This window comes from Ruegeria sp. AF5, assembly GCF_056541905.1.
Genome location: NZ_JBQFYZ010000005.1, coordinates 140481 through 157141 on the forward strand (window position 1 = coordinate 140481; position 16661 = coordinate 157141).

At 58.8% G+C, this 16661-nt stretch carries 11 protein-coding genes and 1 tRNA gene; 3 read left to right on the forward strand and 9 right to left on the reverse strand.

Features of this window, described 5'->3' with window-relative positions:
* Nucleotides 1-3 precede the first annotated feature (3 nt).
* On the reverse strand, nucleotides 4-1215 hold the full coding sequence (locus tag ACR0DS_RS10220; protein ID WP_480559251.1) for a winged helix-turn-helix domain-containing protein: 1212 nt from the start codon (nucleotides 1213-1215) through the stop codon (nucleotides 4-6).
* On the reverse strand, nucleotides 1212-2237 hold the full coding sequence (locus tag ACR0DS_RS10225; protein WP_267366879.1) for a LacI family DNA-binding transcriptional regulator: 1026 nt from the start codon (nucleotides 2235-2237) through the stop codon (nucleotides 1212-1214). Before ACR0DS_RS10225 ends, ACR0DS_RS10220 begins: the two co-directional genes overlap by 4 nt.
* A 115-nt stretch (nucleotides 2238-2352) precedes the next feature.
* Here ACR0DS_RS10225 and ACR0DS_RS10230 point away from each other — a divergent pair.
* The 3 genes from ACR0DS_RS10230 to ACR0DS_RS10240 all read left to right on the forward strand — a co-directional run bounded on the left by ACR0DS_RS10230 (nucleotide 2353) and on the right by ACR0DS_RS10240 (nucleotide 5180).
* Nucleotides 2353-2429: transfer RNA gene (locus tag ACR0DS_RS10230), tRNA-Arg, on the forward strand.
* A gap of 278 nt (nucleotides 2430-2707) precedes the next feature.
* Nucleotides 2708-3802, forward strand: coding sequence for a helix-turn-helix domain-containing protein (locus ACR0DS_RS10235; protein ID WP_480559253.1), 1095 nt, complete (start codon nucleotides 2708-2710; stop codon nucleotides 3800-3802).
* Nucleotides 3795-5180, forward strand: a complete 1386-nt coding sequence (locus ACR0DS_RS10240; RefSeq protein WP_480482402.1) for a plasmid recombination protein — start codon at nucleotides 3795-3797, stop codon at nucleotides 5178-5180. The genes ACR0DS_RS10235 and ACR0DS_RS10240 overlap by 8 nt, the downstream gene beginning before the upstream one ends.
* 1351 nt (nucleotides 5181-6531) lie before the next feature.
* Here the strand turns inward: ACR0DS_RS10240 and ACR0DS_RS10245 are convergent.
* The 7 genes from ACR0DS_RS10245 to ACR0DS_RS10275 all read right to left on the reverse strand — a co-directional run bounded on the left by ACR0DS_RS10245 (nucleotide 6532) and on the right by ACR0DS_RS10275 (nucleotide 16519).
* Entirely contained in the window at nucleotides 6532-8502 is a 1971-nt protein-coding gene (locus ACR0DS_RS10245) for a UvrD-helicase domain-containing protein (RefSeq protein ID WP_480559255.1), read from the reverse strand.
* Nucleotides 8499-10733 carry an ATP-dependent nuclease gene (locus ACR0DS_RS10250; protein ID WP_480482398.1) on the reverse strand — a complete coding sequence of 745 codons (2235 nt, stop codon included), beginning with the start codon at nucleotides 10731-10733 and terminating at the stop codon, nucleotides 8499-8501. The genes ACR0DS_RS10245 and ACR0DS_RS10250 overlap by 4 nt, the downstream gene beginning before the upstream one ends.
* A 331-nt stretch (nucleotides 10734-11064) precedes the next feature.
* A complete protein-coding gene (locus ACR0DS_RS10255; RefSeq protein ID WP_480559257.1) occupies nucleotides 11065-12435 on the reverse strand; it encodes a type II restriction endonuclease in 1371 nt (456 codons plus the stop codon).
* Nucleotides 12432-12908 carry a very short patch repair endonuclease gene (locus ACR0DS_RS10260; RefSeq protein ID WP_480492783.1) on the reverse strand — a complete coding sequence of 159 codons (477 nt, stop codon included), beginning with the start codon at nucleotides 12906-12908 and terminating at the stop codon, nucleotides 12432-12434. The genes ACR0DS_RS10255 and ACR0DS_RS10260 overlap by 4 nt, the downstream gene beginning before the upstream one ends.
* Nucleotides 12901-14127, reverse strand: a complete 1227-nt coding sequence (gene dcm, locus ACR0DS_RS10265) for a DNA (cytosine-5-)-methyltransferase (protein ID WP_480482392.1) — start codon at nucleotides 14125-14127, stop codon at nucleotides 12901-12903. Before dcm ends, ACR0DS_RS10260 begins: the two co-directional genes overlap by 8 nt.
* A 455-nt stretch (nucleotides 14128-14582) precedes the next feature.
* Nucleotides 14583-14912 (reverse strand): hypothetical protein, encoded by a 330-nt coding sequence (locus ACR0DS_RS10270; RefSeq protein WP_480508082.1) that lies wholly within the window; start codon nucleotides 14910-14912, stop codon nucleotides 14583-14585.
* Nucleotides 14909-16519: a phage minor head protein gene (locus ACR0DS_RS10275; protein ID WP_480482388.1), complete on the reverse strand. Its 1611-nt coding sequence runs from the start codon at nucleotides 16517-16519 to the stop codon at nucleotides 14909-14911. Before ACR0DS_RS10275 ends, ACR0DS_RS10270 begins: the two co-directional genes overlap by 4 nt.
* Nucleotides 16520-16661 lie beyond the last annotated feature (142 nt).

Genomic DNA, 16661 nt, shown 5'->3' on the forward strand with positions numbered 1-16661 from the left:
ACCCTATTTAGGGTCTTTCAGCCAGTCCTTGGCGAAAGTCACATGTTCCACACCGGCCAGTCGCCGCACCCGGTCCAGCTCGGCGTTCAGGCGTAGGGTACGGGCATCTGACCAGCGCACCCCGCGCTCGGGCCAGAGCGCTTTGACATGCAGCAGGTCACGATCGCGGTGGGCCTTCATATCGATACGGCCAATCATACGGTCGCCCTCAAGCAGCGGAAAAACGTAGTATCCATAGGTTCGTTTGGCCTCGGGGACGAAAACCTCGATGCGGTAGTGAAAGCCGAACAGCCGCTCGGTCCGGTTGCGGTCGCGCAGCATGGGATCAAACGGGCTGAGCACGCGAATGCGGCCTGGCGGCTGCGGTACTTCGGTCGTCAGATTTGGGCGTGCGAATGCCTTGCGCAAGCGCCCATCGGCACAGGTGACCTCGATTTCTTCAATATCGCCACTTTCCAGAGACGCCGCGCACCAGTCTTTTGCCTCAGCCGCGCTGACGGTGTCCCAGAAAGCCGCCAACTCTCCGGATGTTGCAAATCCAAGCCGGTCCAATGCGGCGTTGCACAGCCAATCCACGGTCGCTTCGGCATCACAGGGCGTGTTTCCGGGGCAGAGCTGTGTTTCAATCACGCGCTCTGTCAGATCATAGCGTTTCTGGAACCCATCCCGACCGACGACGGTCAGGGCACCCGAGCGCCACAGATACTCCAACGCGGTTTTCGATGGGTGCCAGTCCCACCATCCGCCCGAGCCCTTCTTTTCATCCTTGCCAACATCCGAGGACGACACCGCACCATGGTCGCGGATGTGTTGCAGGACTGTGTCAAACTGCTGTACGAACCCATCCCGCCGCCAGTTCTTCCACCGCGCCTTCAACATATCCGCATCCCGCTGAAAGCGCAGATGCCAATGCTGATAGAACTCCATCGGAATGACCGCCGCGTCATGCGTCCAATGCTCGAAAAGCGCATTGTCCCTTTCATAGAGCCTTTTAAGATTGGCGCTGCGATAGGCGGGCCTGCGCGAGAACAGGATCATGTCATGGGCACGGGCAACGGTGTTGATGCTGTCAAGCTGAACAAACCCAAGCCGTTGGATCAGATCCAGAAGCGCGACACCTTTGCCTGAACCCGAGGGTTGTTCGCCCAAAGCGTGGCGGTCCATGAAGATCGCCCGTGCCGTCCGGTTGTCGAGCCTTTTCAGGGGTGTGTTCATCGCCGTTTCAGCGTGTCACCATAGCTGATCGTGGGGGTCAGAGTAACGCGTGTCTCGATCTCGGTATCAGGATTTTCCAGACGTTCGGCGATGATCTGGGCAGCTTGACGGCCGATTTCCAGACGACAGGCATCCATCGTCGCGAGTTTTCGGGGCAGGCCCTGCAAAAGCTCGACATTGTTAAAGCCTGCCAGGCCGATCTGTCCCGGAATATCGATACCCTGTTCCAACAGGTACAGCAGACCACCGGCCCCGATCATATCGTTCGAGTAATACAGAAAATCCAGCTCGGGCGAGCGTTCCAGCATAGCCTGGGTCATTTCGCGCCCCTTGGCCAGGGCCGATCCACCGGAGTAGAACTCGCGATCCTCGATCTCGATCCCGTGTTTGCCAAGAACTTCGGTAAAGCCTTCGAACCGCTTCCGTGCGCGGTGATCCAGTGGCATCTTGGTACCCATGAAACCGATATGCTGATATCCGGCCTTCAGGATTGCCTGCGCCATTTCGCGCCCCGCGCGGCGGTGTGAGATCCCCACCATCGCATCCACCGGCTTGCCATCCGTGTCCATGATCTCGACCACTGGAATACCCGCCGAATCCAGCATGGCGCGCGCAGCTTCGGTATGTTCAAGCCCCGCAATGATCACGCCAGAGGGCCGCCACGAGAGCATCTCGTACAGCACTTTTTCCTCTTTCTCGGGCAGATAATCGGTTACCCCGACCACGGGTTGCAATTCGGTGTCTTCCAACACCTGGTTGATGCCCGTCATCACCTCGGGGAAGACCATGTTCGAAAGCGAAGGGATGATCACCGCGATCAGATTAACCCGACTGGACGCCAATGCGCCCGCGATCTTGTTGGGGACATAGCCAAGCTCTTTGGCGGCGGCCAGAACGCGGGTGCGGGTGGCGTCAGACACATCCCCCCGGTTACGCAGAACCCGGCTTACCGTCATCTCGGATACTCCGGAAGCCTCGGACACATCACGAAGGGTAAGCGGGCGTTTGGTTTCACTGTTCACGGGAGGCACCTGCGTTGTTGTTTTGTCCGATGGTAGCGTGAACAGGTCAGTGTGTACAACAATTGTGCAAAGGCGATGACAACCCGGAAAATCCCGGTTACAGAGAGCCTGGCACGGCCCCGTGGCTCAACTGGATAGAGCAGCCCCCTCCTAAGGGGCAGGTTGCAGGTTCGAATCCTGCCGGGGTCACCAAATTCTTATTTAAAATCAAATGACTGCCGGATTAACCTTGGAGCTTCATGCAGCAGTTTGCATGATTTTCCGGTCCATTTCGGACGGAATCCGGGCTTCGTCTGTACAAAACCTGTACAGATATCCGCTCTTCACGCTGCTGCGGCCAGGTGCAGCCCAAATGAAAACCCCGGCTCGGCGGCAACCGAAACCGGGGTCAAAGTGCATGTGAAAGTATCCGACTTTCCCGACGCTTATAGCATCACCAGAGAGATGCCGTCCAGAAAAGAGGTGCTGTCATGACGCAGCATCTTACGCATGGTGGCCTCCCGGAGGGCATGACGCGCTGGCAGTTCTTTGGATTGATCGAGAGAGCCCGGCGGCAGCTCGGACTCAGCAAGGGCGCAATCGCCTATCTGAAGGTCGCGATCTCCAACATAATGGATGAAGATTACGTTGGTGGCCGGATTTGCGGTTTCTGGATTTCGATAACGAAAACCGCATCGCAGGCCGGGCTTGACCGGCGGCAGGTCGCACGGATCGAGGCTAGTTTAATTGAGCGGGGCTTTCTGGCGAAATCAGCTTCCGATCACAGTCGCCGCGTAGGCTCCCGAAGAGATGGCAGGATCGGCCACGAATTCGGGATCAACCTCGCGCCCCTGATTGCGCGTGCCGCCGAGATTCAGGCGGCGGCTCGAATGGCGACCTTTGAAGAGGAGGAGGCCGAACGGCTGCGCGCCCGGATCAAAAAGCTGTTCGGAGACATTCGCAGGCTGTGCTTCGAGGGTGCAATAAAGGCCGCTGAAGAAATCCTGCCGAACCGCCGCCCGTCTACCATTCAGAGCTTCGAGCGCCTGAAGCAGGTGGCCGAAGCCTTGGAAGAGGTCTGGGAAGATTTTTCTGCGGAAGTCCGTAGGGGTGAAAAGCCCCACCAGTGCGACATTTCACCCCCACCCAATACAAGTAAAGAAAATATCAATAAAACCTGTAGGGCTGAGAAGCAGTGCGAAGCGCGGCCGGTGCGCGTCAGCCCCGCGCTTGCTTTGCGACTGGCTGGCCTGGAGTTTCGTGAGCTTATTGAGTTTTACGCGATGGGTGAGCCAGGGGGATCAGCAACATGGCGAAGCCTTAAGCTGGCGGCGCGGGAGCGCGGCTGTCAGATCGGTATCGCGCAGGGTATCTGGCAGCGCCAGTGCGAGATTTTGGGCGGATCGAGGGCAGCTCTGTGCCTTTTGGTGGCCGATCACAATGCTGGGCGCTCTGATAAATGCCGGGTGAGGGATACTGCTGCGGCGTTCATCAGCATGGTGCGGAGCGAAGCACGCCAAAGTGCCGTTCTTGACCGGCTGCTGGGTGAACTGATCGCTTTCGCCAAAGGTGGGTGCCATGACTGACGTGCCGCCAGTAACGGGAAAATCTATCTTCGCCCATAAGCAAACCTACAGCCAGAAAGGTAATTCCAAGAGCAGGTCCGTTCGCTCGATCATCGAAGAGCTTGAGCGGCTGGAGGGTGCTTGTCCGTATGTTCCATGCCCTCAGCCTCCCGGCATCCTAGAAGGGATGCAGCCGCGCGACCTGATTGGCATGATCGAGGCACGCGTGGCCGAGCAGAACCGGGTCTTAAGAAAATTGCGCAAGCAATGCCCCGACCAGAAGGCCGAACTGCGCGGGATCCGTGTCGATACGCACGTTCTGGTGGCATCGGTGTTCAGCTATCCCGATACCGTCGAAGACGCGGATAATGAAGAATATCAGGCGTGGCGCGAAGCCGTGATTGCCTTCGCCAAGCGCGATGCAGAGGCGAACAGCCTCGAAGTCATGACGATCGTCGAACACCGCGATGAGTCTCATCCGCACCTGCATATTCTCGCCTTGCCCCTGATCTCAGACGCCAACCCGCGCATGAATTCAAAGCTGTGCCATGAAGGGCACGTTGCCCAGGACGAGCACATAAGGAATCGCTGGTCAGGATCGCCATCGCGATCTTATCGGAGGGTGATGAGCACTTGGCAGGATCGCTATCACAGCGAGGTCGGATCAAAACACGGGCAGGCCCGCACCGGGCCAAAGCGCCGCCGCCTAGACAGGACAACCTGGAAGGCTGAGCAGAACCGTATCGCACTCCTGAAGGATGCGGAAAAAGCAGAACGACGCGCGACGTCAGCCAACGATCGGGCCGAGCAGGCCGAAGCACGCGAGCTGGCCGCTTCACAGCGCTCGGCTGCGCAGTGGCTGCAAGAAGCTGAACTTGGGCAGAGGTTGGCAGCGGAAGGTTTGATCAGCGCACTTGCTGTCGCAGAAACAGATGAACGTCTGCTGGCGCGTCTGGATCGCCGGACAGACCCGCGTGGCTATCCGGCCCGAAACGCCGATGAAAACGCGGCACTTCATGCCTGCGTCGATCCGATCATTCTTGAGGGGCTCGATGCGTTGAGCGCAGACTCTCCGGGTGTCAGCCTTTCGGAGAGGTTTCGCGACATGCTGGCAATGGTGACGGACTGGACCAGCCGGTTGGCCGCCGCGATACCCCGCTGGTTCCGGTGGGAAGAACTGGCAGACCGGATCGCCCGCACGGCGCAGCGGATGTTCGGCTGGCCCTCACGGCCTGACACTCTGGCGGGGACAATTGAAGCAACCCCAGCGTGGCGCGACATCGAAGCCTCAGCGCGGCGAGATCTCGACCGTGCGCTTGGTGTTGCCGCGCTAGTCCCCCAGAATGCGGTGTCTGACCCGCCACAATCCAAGGCTGTGTTTCGTTTCACGTCAGACTGATATCGGGGTCGGGAAAATGACCTAAGTTGATCCATCATGATCCAACTTCGTGGTTCTCGCTAAGTATTGGTGACCGAATATTATTTTGCGGGGCCCGGCTGCTGACGCACCCACCCGCAAAATGTCGATCAGGCGCTGCGCCCCTGAACCCAGCCTGTCAGCGAGGCGCCAGCCCATTGGCACACAACCCGCCCACACAAGCGATGAATGATCCGTAGAACAGTTCTCGCCGCCTTTCGTACCTGCCCGTCACCGGCTCGCAATTTCATGAACGACCAATTGAGGACATTGGCCTTGCCAACCGATGCGGCATTGCAGCGTCTTTAGAGCCGACCTTGGTTTGGAATTCTACGATGGATCAGTCAGTTCCAACCGAACTCTTCGATAATGCGAGCTCGGTATGAAGTCGAAATCTGGTTTGGAGCTCTGCGAACGTACTCTTCGGCCCGAACCGCAGAGTTTCCCTTGAGACCGCGAAGATGCGAGATGACATCCTCAATTGACGGACGGTCGTCGTTCTGATCCGTGACTGGTGATTTTGGGGGAAGACCAGTCCATACGACGCCCGCGAAGCCACGTTTATTCGCCCAAGCCCCAACAAGCTCCGCACCATGGTGACCAGATGAGCCAGAACCAGTCCAAAATGCTGCATTCTTAGTACTTGGAAGGCCTTCGCGCTCGGCAAGTGCCTCGCGCGCTTCATCTAGCGATGTAGATGACAAAGTGTTCCAAAGTGTCGAACACAGAGTACCCTGCTTACACACAATAAGTGTCATGCGGCCATCCTTTGATTTTCGCGCGAATTCAAGCGGCAGGTCTGGTCCGTCTCCGTGCCATTCGTGCGAAATGGGCAGGCCTCCAGGCTCCCAGATCAATGACCCCCAACCAAGGCAAGCAAACGTGGGCCAATTCTCATTGCTGTTCATTTTGGTGCCATGCACGGATTGCTCTTGTCAGGTTTGATAACGTGAACCCACGGCTGGTCCGGACATCGAGCATCGCAAAATCCTCAGAGAATTTCACCGCACTTGCCCCGTTCAAGATGAACTCAAAGCGCCCACTCGAATATTCGTCTTTGGAGTCGTAATCTACGACTCGCCAGCTTCCGAGAACTTCACCGTCGCGAGTGACGACGTCGCCATGCGCCAGTTTGGGTTCGTATCCACTGTCTATCCACTCATCGTGGCCGACGAAATTTATTGGGTATATTAGGTCCATACACCGAAGATGGGTACAAACCATAGAAAGCGCAAGAAGCACGATGGGTGCAATGAGGTGTCCCTAGATTTGTAGACGCTTTGCTTGGCAATTCTGAATCCTGTTAGCCCAAAGCGGTCACTACAGAACTGGTTCAGCGTTGCACTGAAGCTTCCTGATAGGTTCCGTCGGCCGCAGCCATCACGACCTCGTCCTCGGCCGTCCATCCGTTGGAGCTCAGGAACGTGCGGATCGTGTCGGGGGCCTCGGAATAGAGCACAAGCGCGAGGCTCTCTTCAGCACGGGTGCAAGTGACATAGAGCAAGCGGCGTGTGCGCTCGATCGTGGTTTCCTCACCGTTGTCTGCTTTCTTCTGCGCGGTTGACCCAAGGGGCTTCACCTCGAACAGTGTCTCGTAGGAAGCAAGCCCCTTGAAGCGCGTGTGGGCGTCATCGGCGATCACCATGACCCGGGCAAATTCGAGCCCCTTGACCCCTTGGTGGGTGCCATAGGGGCTGCGGTCTTCAACATAGGCGAGGTAGCGCGCCACCTGGGAAAACGGGGCACCAAGCGCCAGCGTCCAAGCCTTGGTGATAGTGGTGTCGGTGGCTGGTGTGGCCTTGGACGCGGTCTGGTCCAGCTCGTCAAAGAAGGAACCAAGCTCGGCAAGGATGTCGGCCATGTCCTGAGCCACGGGACTGCCGTCCGGCAAACAGGGCCGAAGCTGGTCGGGAATCGGGAACAGCCGGTGCTCGGCCACGACCGCTAACACTTCGGCACAACTCGGATCCCGTTCGCCCTCAAACAGCGCCTTCAGCGCCGCGACGCCTGCCCGTGCCACGTCGAGGCCAGTGGCTTGGCCCGCGCGCCCTGCCCGGATATCTCGCTTGTCGACCAGCGGTGAGCCGTCGCGCAGCACTGCCATCGCGGCAAAGGCATCCCCATTCCGTTGTGCCGTCACCAAAGGCAAGACCCGGTGGGTGAAAAGCCGCATCGCGGGCAAGGTACCGTCGCGAAACCCGTCCTTGAGCTTGTCGGGTTTGCTCAGGGGCTCAAACAGCTCACTGAAACCAAGACGCGCGGCGGCCATGTGACGCTCAATCGTGAGGGTCTTGATCGCCTCCGCGTTCTGCCACGCGGAATCTCCGGTGATGCGGGCCATTTCCGCTCGGGCGGAGGCTTCGAAGGCTGCGCGATCCGTGCCCTCGCTTGGCGCAAGAAAGACACGCACGGTGCCCCCCGGCTTGTCTGCGCGCGCCCGCTGCTGGCGGCCATCATCGTCGCGCCGGATCGCATTCGCCAGGTCCACGATCCGCGCGCGACTGCGGTGGTTCATCTGTTTGGCCGGTTGCGCGAAATCCCCCACCCGTTTGTCGAGATCGCGCAAACCATCGGTGTAAATGCGCTGCATCGTGTCCCCGAGCAACCCCAAGACGATGCGGCCGCGATGGCGCGCTTCGAAGGTCAAAAGCGCCTCCATCAACGGTTTCATCGTGTCCTGACTCTCGTCGATCAGGATGAACGGGTAGCGCGCCAGAACGATGTTCTGAAACGTCTCGCTTTCGGTCAGGAAATGCGCGGCGAGCGCAATTACCTCGGTATGTTGAAGCGCATCGCGGCCGAAATTGTCCCCTTCTGGCGCGTAGGTGAAGGTGCGGATCTCGGCCAGGCGCTCCAGCCGCTTTGTCTTGGAGGCCATCTTCCTGACGCGTTCGTCATGGGCGTTGCCCGCCCGGCCCTTCGCATGGGCTGCCTGGATCTTGGCAATTTCTGTCCGCAGGTTGCTTTCTAGCCAGCCCCGAATATCAGCTGTGCGCCCCTCGATCAGCGACCAGGCGAAACTGTGGATAGTCTGCACCTGAAACACCGGATCGGCCTTGACGCGGCGTGTGATCTCATCTGCGGCGGCGTTAGTATAGGTGATGACGGCAATCTTGCGGCTGTGTTTGCGCAAGGTGGTCAGGGTCTGTGCGTCCAATCCCTCAAGTGCCTCCTTGAGAGATCGCGTCTTTCCAGATCCCGCCCCGGCAAAGAGAAAGAAGCTGCGTGGCTTATCGAGGGACAGGCACGCGCGGATCGTCGCGTCAGCGTCAGCATCGCGGTTGTCGTCGGTCACGTCTGTCACGCCGCGCCCTCCCCGCCCGTCAGTGTGTCGGCGAGCCAGATCAAGCCCTTCTCGATATAGGGGGGCGCGCGCAACACTTTGATGTCTTCGATGTATAGAAGATCCAGGGCAAAGGCGGCCTTCTCCGGATATTTTGCCAATCGATCAAAGAGCGCCGTGGCAAGGTCCTCAGGCGTGGGCTCTGCGGTGATGGATTTCGCAAAAGCACGAGTCATGCGGCAAGCGAACCCTGCCTTTGCTGCGTCCGTCACGGTCTCCGCATTGGCCAGAACAAGAGCATCCTCAAACGTGATGGGCGTGATGGCTTGGGTCTGCGCACCCTGCGTCACCTCTTGCGGGGTCTGGTAGGCGACGGCGATTGGGCGGGTGGCATCGGTATGACAGAGCGTATTCGGCGGCGCGGCCATTAGCGTATCGATCTCCACGATTCCGGGGAGCCAGGTTTTCAGCACGTGGTTCACGGTGATTTGAGCCGCTCCCGAGCGTGGTCGGGCCGATTGCGAGACAGTCTTTCCGTCTTTGTCGACCTTCGCCACGGCATCGAGATCGGTGATGATCAGCGTCGGCACCTCCAGTGCCTCGATCAAGGGACGCATGCGGTGCGCGTGGCTGCCCCCCAGCTCTAGGAAGGATAGATAGGCCGCAGCCAGGTCAGGGTAGTGATGCTGGATCAGATGCGGCAGCAGAATCCGCTCCGCGGCGCCCTCGATCACGATGATGGCGTCGGCGAAGAACAGGTCAAAATGTGTGCTCAGCAGATAGCGCGTCACGAAGCGACGGGTTTGTGTGTCCGCGCCAAAGAGCCCCGTCATATTCGCCACACTGGCCGTAGGCACAACTCCGTTACCGGGTAGCTCGCGCTTGAAATAGCGCAACTCATCAAACGCAGCGGCGTGCGCAATGTGGCCCGAATGGGTGCTCACCACCAGTTGCGTGGTAAAAGCCGAGTCCTCCCTCTCCAGATCCTCATGGTTGCGCAGCACCTTATGTGCCCTAGCCATGAAGACCTGCTGCACCTGAACATGCAGATGCGCCTCCGGCTCCTCAATCAGCACCAGTTGCAGGGGTTCGATGCCCCTGTCGTCCGGGGTCACCACCTGTGATTTGAACTTGCCCACCTGCATCCAGTCATCCCGGAAACGCATGAGCTGAAAAACCATGGAGATCAGGTTCTGGAAGCCCAAGCCGTTGTAGCTTTCAGGCAGTTTCACCCCAGATGCGTTGCCAGAGATATCGTATTGCACGGCCGCCGGGTGATCGAGTCCGTCAACGGGTTTGATCTGCGTGGCAATGGAGAGTTTCGGATTGTTAAGTCCGCCGGGGTAGCCAAGATTTTCCAGTTCCTTGATGGCATCGGCGAAACCATCCTTGAGACGGGCATTGAAGGTGGTTTCGGCATCATGGATGGCTTTGAGCGCTTTGATGTCGTTCGGCGTGGGGTCTGTTTCGGGGTCGATATGTTTGCGAAAATAAGGCTGTATCTGGCTGGCGATCTTCCGGCTGGTTGCGTTCCTCGGCTCATCGTCGTCGCCCTTACTGTCTCCTGCATCTGCGAAACCGCGTTGCGCGTTGATCTCACGAATGTGGATGAGGCCAGCAAATGGGTTCGCACCGATCCCCTCCGACAAGGGCGGCAGGGGATTTGGCTCCACCGGCCCTGTCGTGGTGAAGCTCGCAGGGTCCAAAATATGGGCGTTGAGCTCGAACAGGTCCTTCAGGCGCTTGTCCAGAAATTCCCGAAAGTCGCGTGGCCAAAGCGCGAAGCCGTCGGCCGTTGCGCCGCCGGGTCGTAGCGTCTGAGCGGCCTCTCGCGCAGCCAGGTACTGCGCCTTGATGTCCGCCCCCTTCTTTGGCTCCATGCGCAGGCGCACGCCCAGCAGACCGCCAGTCCAGGTAAGTGTTGGGATCAAATGCGCGACATGGTGCAATTCTGACGTGTCAGCATGGAGCCAGACGTCGAGGAACGGAAGCTGAGCCAGGAGCGGGCTGAGATCCGCCTCAGCCTCCTGTGTCCAGGCGCTAGCGGTTTGTTCGATCGCGGCCCAGTTGGAGGCTGTAACATCACGCGAGTCGATACCGCCGCAATCCTTGAGGAATTTGCGCAGCGCCTTCATGGCCGATGTCTTGCCGCTGTTGTTGGCCCCGACGAGCAGCGTCTGCTTGTCCGAAAGGTCCAGACGGGCGCGCCGCAACTTGCGAAAATTGAAGATTTCAATGCGTGTAAGTTTCATTATATCGGTTTCTCCCGCGCAGGAATTGCTGCGCTGGTGTCTGTATATATGCTTGTCATGCGGGTGGGTAGCCGCGCTCAACCGCCAAGGGCCCTGTCAGTCTTCACATGTCTGACTATTCGCTTTATGAATTCACAGTGGGCGTTGGAAATTAAATAGTGGGTGGTGGGCCGTTCACTTGCCTTGAGATGCAACCTCGGAGGCCTTGGTGCCTAGTTTTGATCCTGGCCCGTCCTCCAGAGTGCCGTGCCCTTGGATGCCTACCGGCTCTCATGCGTTTGCAGCGATTGACGTCTTCCCGCCCTTCATGCCTAAACAACCGGCCATCGCACTACGCCCAAACCGCCAAGTTCGGCTGCACCACTTCATCGCAGAACCGCCGAAAGGTCAGCACATTCGCGTGCCCGGCATATTCGGTTTCTTTGGCGTCCATCAGGCTCTCGGGGATTACGAGCTGGACGCCGATGCCCGCCATGTCCTGAATGGCGTTGCCCGCGATATTCTCATCGACCGTGGTGAGATACAGCCTGCGTTCACCCTTCTCACGCTCGACCTGTTTCCAGCGTTCGCGCAGGGTGGTTTTGGCGCTCAGTATCAGGCCTGTCGCGGCGAGGACTTCACCGCTGCTGATGAAGGCCAGCGAGGGAAGAATGAAGTCGGGGCGCTTCTTCGCTTCGATGACCACCTGCTTTTCGAAGGGGATCTTCCCGCCGCTCAGCATCGCCTCGATATGGTGTTCATAGGAATAGCCCGCCCGTGATTTCCGCTGCTGGCTGGCAGACAGCATCAGCGCGTCAATCCGGGGCAGTTCATTGATCAGCTGCCGGATGATCTCTGCGACGGTCATGTCGCGTGGCTTGTCATCCAAGACGATGCGCACCAGCTCGACAGCCCGCTCGCGGCGCTGGAAGTCGCGGAACATATCCCACTCGATGCTGCGGCTGATTTCACGGAGCGCATCACCGGGGCGCTCGATGGCAAAAGGATCTAGGCAGTCCAGACCGTGGATTTCCAGGTAACGGGCGCGCGCCAGCCCGGCCAGTTCCAGGGGTTTAGGCATGGCCGCACGAGAGCGGCCGAATTCGACGATCGTACCGGCCTTCCAGGCCGCGATCAGCTCTTCCGCGAAGTCCAGAACGCGGTCTTGTTCCCGTGCCCGGATCACGGCGGGCTCAAACTCACCGATCAGAAAATCCGGCGTGATATCGAGATGCATCAGTAGCAGGTCGGCTTCATCGCTGGCGGAATCGATGGTCAGGCATTCATAGACGGTGTTTTCACCCTGCCGATACCGCCCCATCACGAGGAAAGAGGCTGGCGAAAGCTGCTCAAAGCACTCTTTCGGCAGGCGCGTCATATGCGTCTCAGGGCCCTTGCTCGTGTAATGCACAATCCGGGTGCGTTTGGCCTGCGCATCGCCCGAAGCCTGCGGCCAGAGCGTTTCGAACCAGGCCTCCCGGATCGGGGCCGCATCCGGGTCTTTGCGCGCCTTGACCTCCAGCGGCGGAAAGAACCCGCCCTCGCGCTGTTCCGCCGGGATATAGACCCCAGCCTGGTGCTTGTTGGCATAGCGCGCCCAGTCCCGGTCATTGTTCGAAAGCTTCTTGACCAGAACCCGTTCGGCCCGGCTCAGAAGGTCCGTCAGAAGCCCAGCCTGCCCGCCGCCTTCACCCTCAAAATCGAAAATACCTTGCTCGCTCAACTCAAATCGCCTGTTTTCGTGTTCAGGCCTTCAAGAGTCAGCCTTTGGTCACCAGAACATATCCATCGGGCCAGGGAGTCAATCACCACCTCCGGCGACAACCTGCCACGTCCCTTCAGCGCACATTCCCAGACAATCGCGATACGCCAGCCTGACGCGATCAGCATGTCGATATTCCGGGCGTCCCGCTCGATGTTGCCGGTGATCTTCGTGCGCCAGAACTCCTTCCGCGTTGCGGGCCATCGAAAGAGCGGGCAGTCGTGGCCATGCCAGAAGCAGCCATTCACAAAGATCAGGGCACGGTGCTTTGGCAGCACGATGTCCGGCTTACCCGGCAGTTTTCGATCATGGAGCCGATAACGAAAACCACGGGCATAAAGCCCGCGCCTAATCAGCATTTCAGGCTTGGTATCAGCGCCACGGATCGCCGCCATATTCCGGCTGCGGGTCTTGTTGTCGTGAACGTCAGCCAACTTTTTTGAGCGGTTCAGCTCTCGTCAGCGCGAGGATGTGCGGAGCCATCACCTTTGCCACCTCGGCAAAGACAGGCACCGCGACCGAGTTGCCGAACTGTTTGTAGGCCTGCGTATCCGAGACCGGGATCCGGAAGTCATCCGGGTAGCCCATCAGGCGCGCACATTCGCGTGGCGTCAGGCGGCGCGGGTTGTTGCCTTCACCCCGGCTGACCAAAATTTCAGAGCCGTCCTTGTAATAGCGGGCCGAAAGCGTACGCGAGATGCTGTCCCCGTCCACCATGCCAAAGCCGAAACCGTTTCCCTTGGCCTTATGCTTTGCGGCATAGCCTTGCAGATAGGCCCAGAGCTTGTCGGTCAGGGTGTATTTGTCGCTGACCACCGCATCCGACCCAACGGTGAAATGGCCCTCTGGCTGTTCCGTGCCATTCTCGGGATGCAGAATATGGCGCATCCGTTTGGTGCCGTAAGTCGGAAGTTGCACGTCATCAAAGCTGAACCCGGTCGCTTCACGGAAGCCGACCATCACAATCCGCTCGCGGTGCTGCGGCACGAAATGCCCGGCATCAATGATCCGGGTCTCCAGCGTGTAACCCAGCTCCTCAGTCAGCTTGCGGCGGATCACCTCGAAGGTCCGGCCCTTGTCGTGGCTTTTCAGGTTCTTGACGTTTTCCAGCATGAAACCCGCAGGGCGGTGATGCATCAGGATGCGCAGCACATCGAAGAAGAGCGTTCCCTGGGTTTCATCCTCAAAGCCATGCGCGCGGCCGAGCGCATTCTTTTTGGACACACCGGCGATCGAGAAGGGCTGGCAGGGAAAGCCCGCAACCAGAACGTCATGCCGGGGGATGTCTTCGGCGTCGACTTCCCGGATATCGCCCACCGGAAGCCGGTTGTCGGGAAAGTTCGCCATATAGGTCTGCTGGGCGTACTTGTCCCATTCAGAGGTGAAGATGCAGCGCCCGCCCGCACTCTCCATAGCCCGCCGCAGCCCGCCGATCCCGGCGAAGAGATCAATGAAGGTAAAGGTCTTTTCCGCATCGCCCGTATCGCGCCGCCGCTCGATCTCCATGTTCAGCAGGCGGATCACGCTTTCACGGGGGATTTCCTCACCGCGCTTCCAGCGATAGATGTGGCCTTCAGAATAGCCAAGCACGCGCGCGGCCTCTGGCACAGTGTATCCGGCCTGCGCCAGTAGAGTCGAAAAGTCAGCCTGCATGTGTCATCGCCCCTCTGGGAATTTTTCTGACACAATGTCTACATGAGTCACCTTAATCAAGAACAAACGACGAAATCAGGTGGCTTTGTTTGCGGACAGGCGAACTTGAGTGCTCCGCTTAAGCCCATACCCCTACGGGGCGGCAGTCGCTATCCCTGCCATGTGGGGGGCGATGTCAGGCAGGGCCGGTGTGTGCAACGGGAGCCGGAAAATCTACATGAGCGAGACGCCAAGGATCGAGCGATTGTGGGGTTTCTGGCGGGCGTCAGCGCTTGTCCCCAAAAGCATCATAGTGGCAGTTCAGTTGGCGGAAGTGCAGCTTCAAAGATCAGCCCAGCTAGAAGTGTTAGACGGCAGAAATGCAGACAAAGCCTCGTTTCTCTGCGATCGCACCAATGGCGGCTCAGGGTTGGCAGGGCAGAAACGTATGTTTTTTGACCAAGCTTCTCGGTGATTTAAGGCTGCTCGGCCCAAACCTTGTAGTCGAACAGGGCGCCGTCTTCTTTGGCAAACTGAACAGTTTCGCGAACATATGCGGCGGAACGTTGGGGATCGAAATGATTGAGCCAGTGTTCGGGGTCGTCGCCGATTGGGGCAGGCAAGATGCCGTAGCCGAAATTTCGCTTGACGGTCCCACCGGCTGCCTGTGCGACCTCCATTCTTGAAATGCCAAAGCCGCGCGTGGCAAGATATTCGTTGAAGTCCAGAAGCTCGGCTTCGGAAATCCATTCAGTGCCTGCCCCTGTTTGTGCCTGCTCTATCAGGTCTTCAAACCGTGTATTCATTGCTCCTCCAGAGGACGGATGATGTCGTCCGGTTGGTTCTCTTTGTGCCCAAGCGGCAGATTACGATTGCTTACAGCGAAGACGTTACCATCGGGGTCAAGAAGAACCCAATGGCCATCCTGGCCTGTCAACAGGGTCATATCCTGCCCTTTGTATCTGCCGCGCCCTTCAACGATACCACTCAGATCTGGACGAGGATTGGCGATGATCTCGTCAATTTGCTCAACATCGTGGCCTTTGAGGCCAATATATTCTCGCCCGCCCCCTTTGCCACCGTGGGGCAGAATTCTGTTGCCGCCAGGTGTCGTTGTGGCCCCAGGTCGGGCTTCGACAATATTCGGCCCCGCCCCTTCCGGGATCGGCGTTGAGACAATGTTGTCGGTCGGATCATCAGGAATTGGCGATCCGGTGTGGTTCGGCAGGCCAAGCTCTTCAATCGGATAGGTTTCAAGCCATTGCTCGACCCGTTCCGGAGTGAAGCCCGGCAGTTGCCCCAAGCGGCGTTCATCCTCCGCAAGCTCAGGAAAGACTTCGACCCAGCCTTGCGCCAGTTCCCCATCCTGAAGCCGCAGTTCACCGCGCGCGAACGCTGCCCCGGCGGCTGCGATGAAATCCTGCAAAGCGCGCTGTTTCGCGGGATCACCGCCAACGCCCGTATCAAGAATGGTGCCGGGATTTAGCAACTCATAAAGCGCTGCCGCTTCGGCCCCTATTCGTGCGAATTCGGGGGTCTTGGGCAGGACCGGATACTCGCCGGTGCTAATCCCTTCCTGCACGAGGGCATAGGCTGTCGCCGCCAGGCGACCTTCTACAGTTGTTACATCGACCCCCAGTCGCGCGCCAGCATCGTCCACGCGCCTATCACGCATGGCTTGCGTCCAGTTTTGCAGCGCATCAGACGCAAGAAGCGCCGCGCCGACGCCCGTCAGAGCGCGCAAGCCACGCATCGCCTCCGTCAGATCGAGAGCGGGGACACCATTTGCCGTGGGTGCAAAGTCAGCGAGTACCACATTGCTCTGAACGCCCGGCAACACTGGCTCGGCATAGCACCTGCAATTGTGTGCCTCGCCGGGATGCCCGCCCTCCGGTGGATTGTTCCAGCGGAAAACGCGGTCGTCATAGGCCGCATGGCTGTCGCGCACCTTGGCATCATCTCGCGAGCGCCAGATGTATTGCTGAATCCCCAAGCTTTCCTGCCGAAGCCGATTTATTACTCCCGCAAAAGCCCGAACGAGACGTTCTTCCATGTCTGTGCGCAGTGGCCGCAACCGTTGCGGATGGTTTTGGTATTCGCCGAATATTCTCTCAAGGCGCGCGTCCCAGGCGTCGAGCGCTTCTGACTTTGCATCTGACACATCCCGCAATTCAGCTTCGGAGACAATTGGCACTGTGTCAGGCGGGGTCAGCGCGTTCAGAAGCATCCGAGTGTTTTCGGAGATCACCTGGTCGAGGCGTTCGCTGAAATCGGCCCGTAGAGCTGTGTAGTTAGGAAATGTCGACTTGAGCGATAATCCTACGCGGCGGCCAATCAGATGACCGTGTCGCTGCGCGATCTCGTACTTGCCGTCACCGCCGTGCCTTAAGAAGTGGCTGAAACTGTGTTGCATGGAATCTCCGAAAGCGTGCCGGAAATGTTCTATTCACAATTGGTAAAGAAAGCCCAAGACTACCGTTTGCAACTTTTTTGCGGAGAGCAACGCATCCTGCTTGAATTGGAGCCAGACATTCATGCACGACGCAGCATCCGAC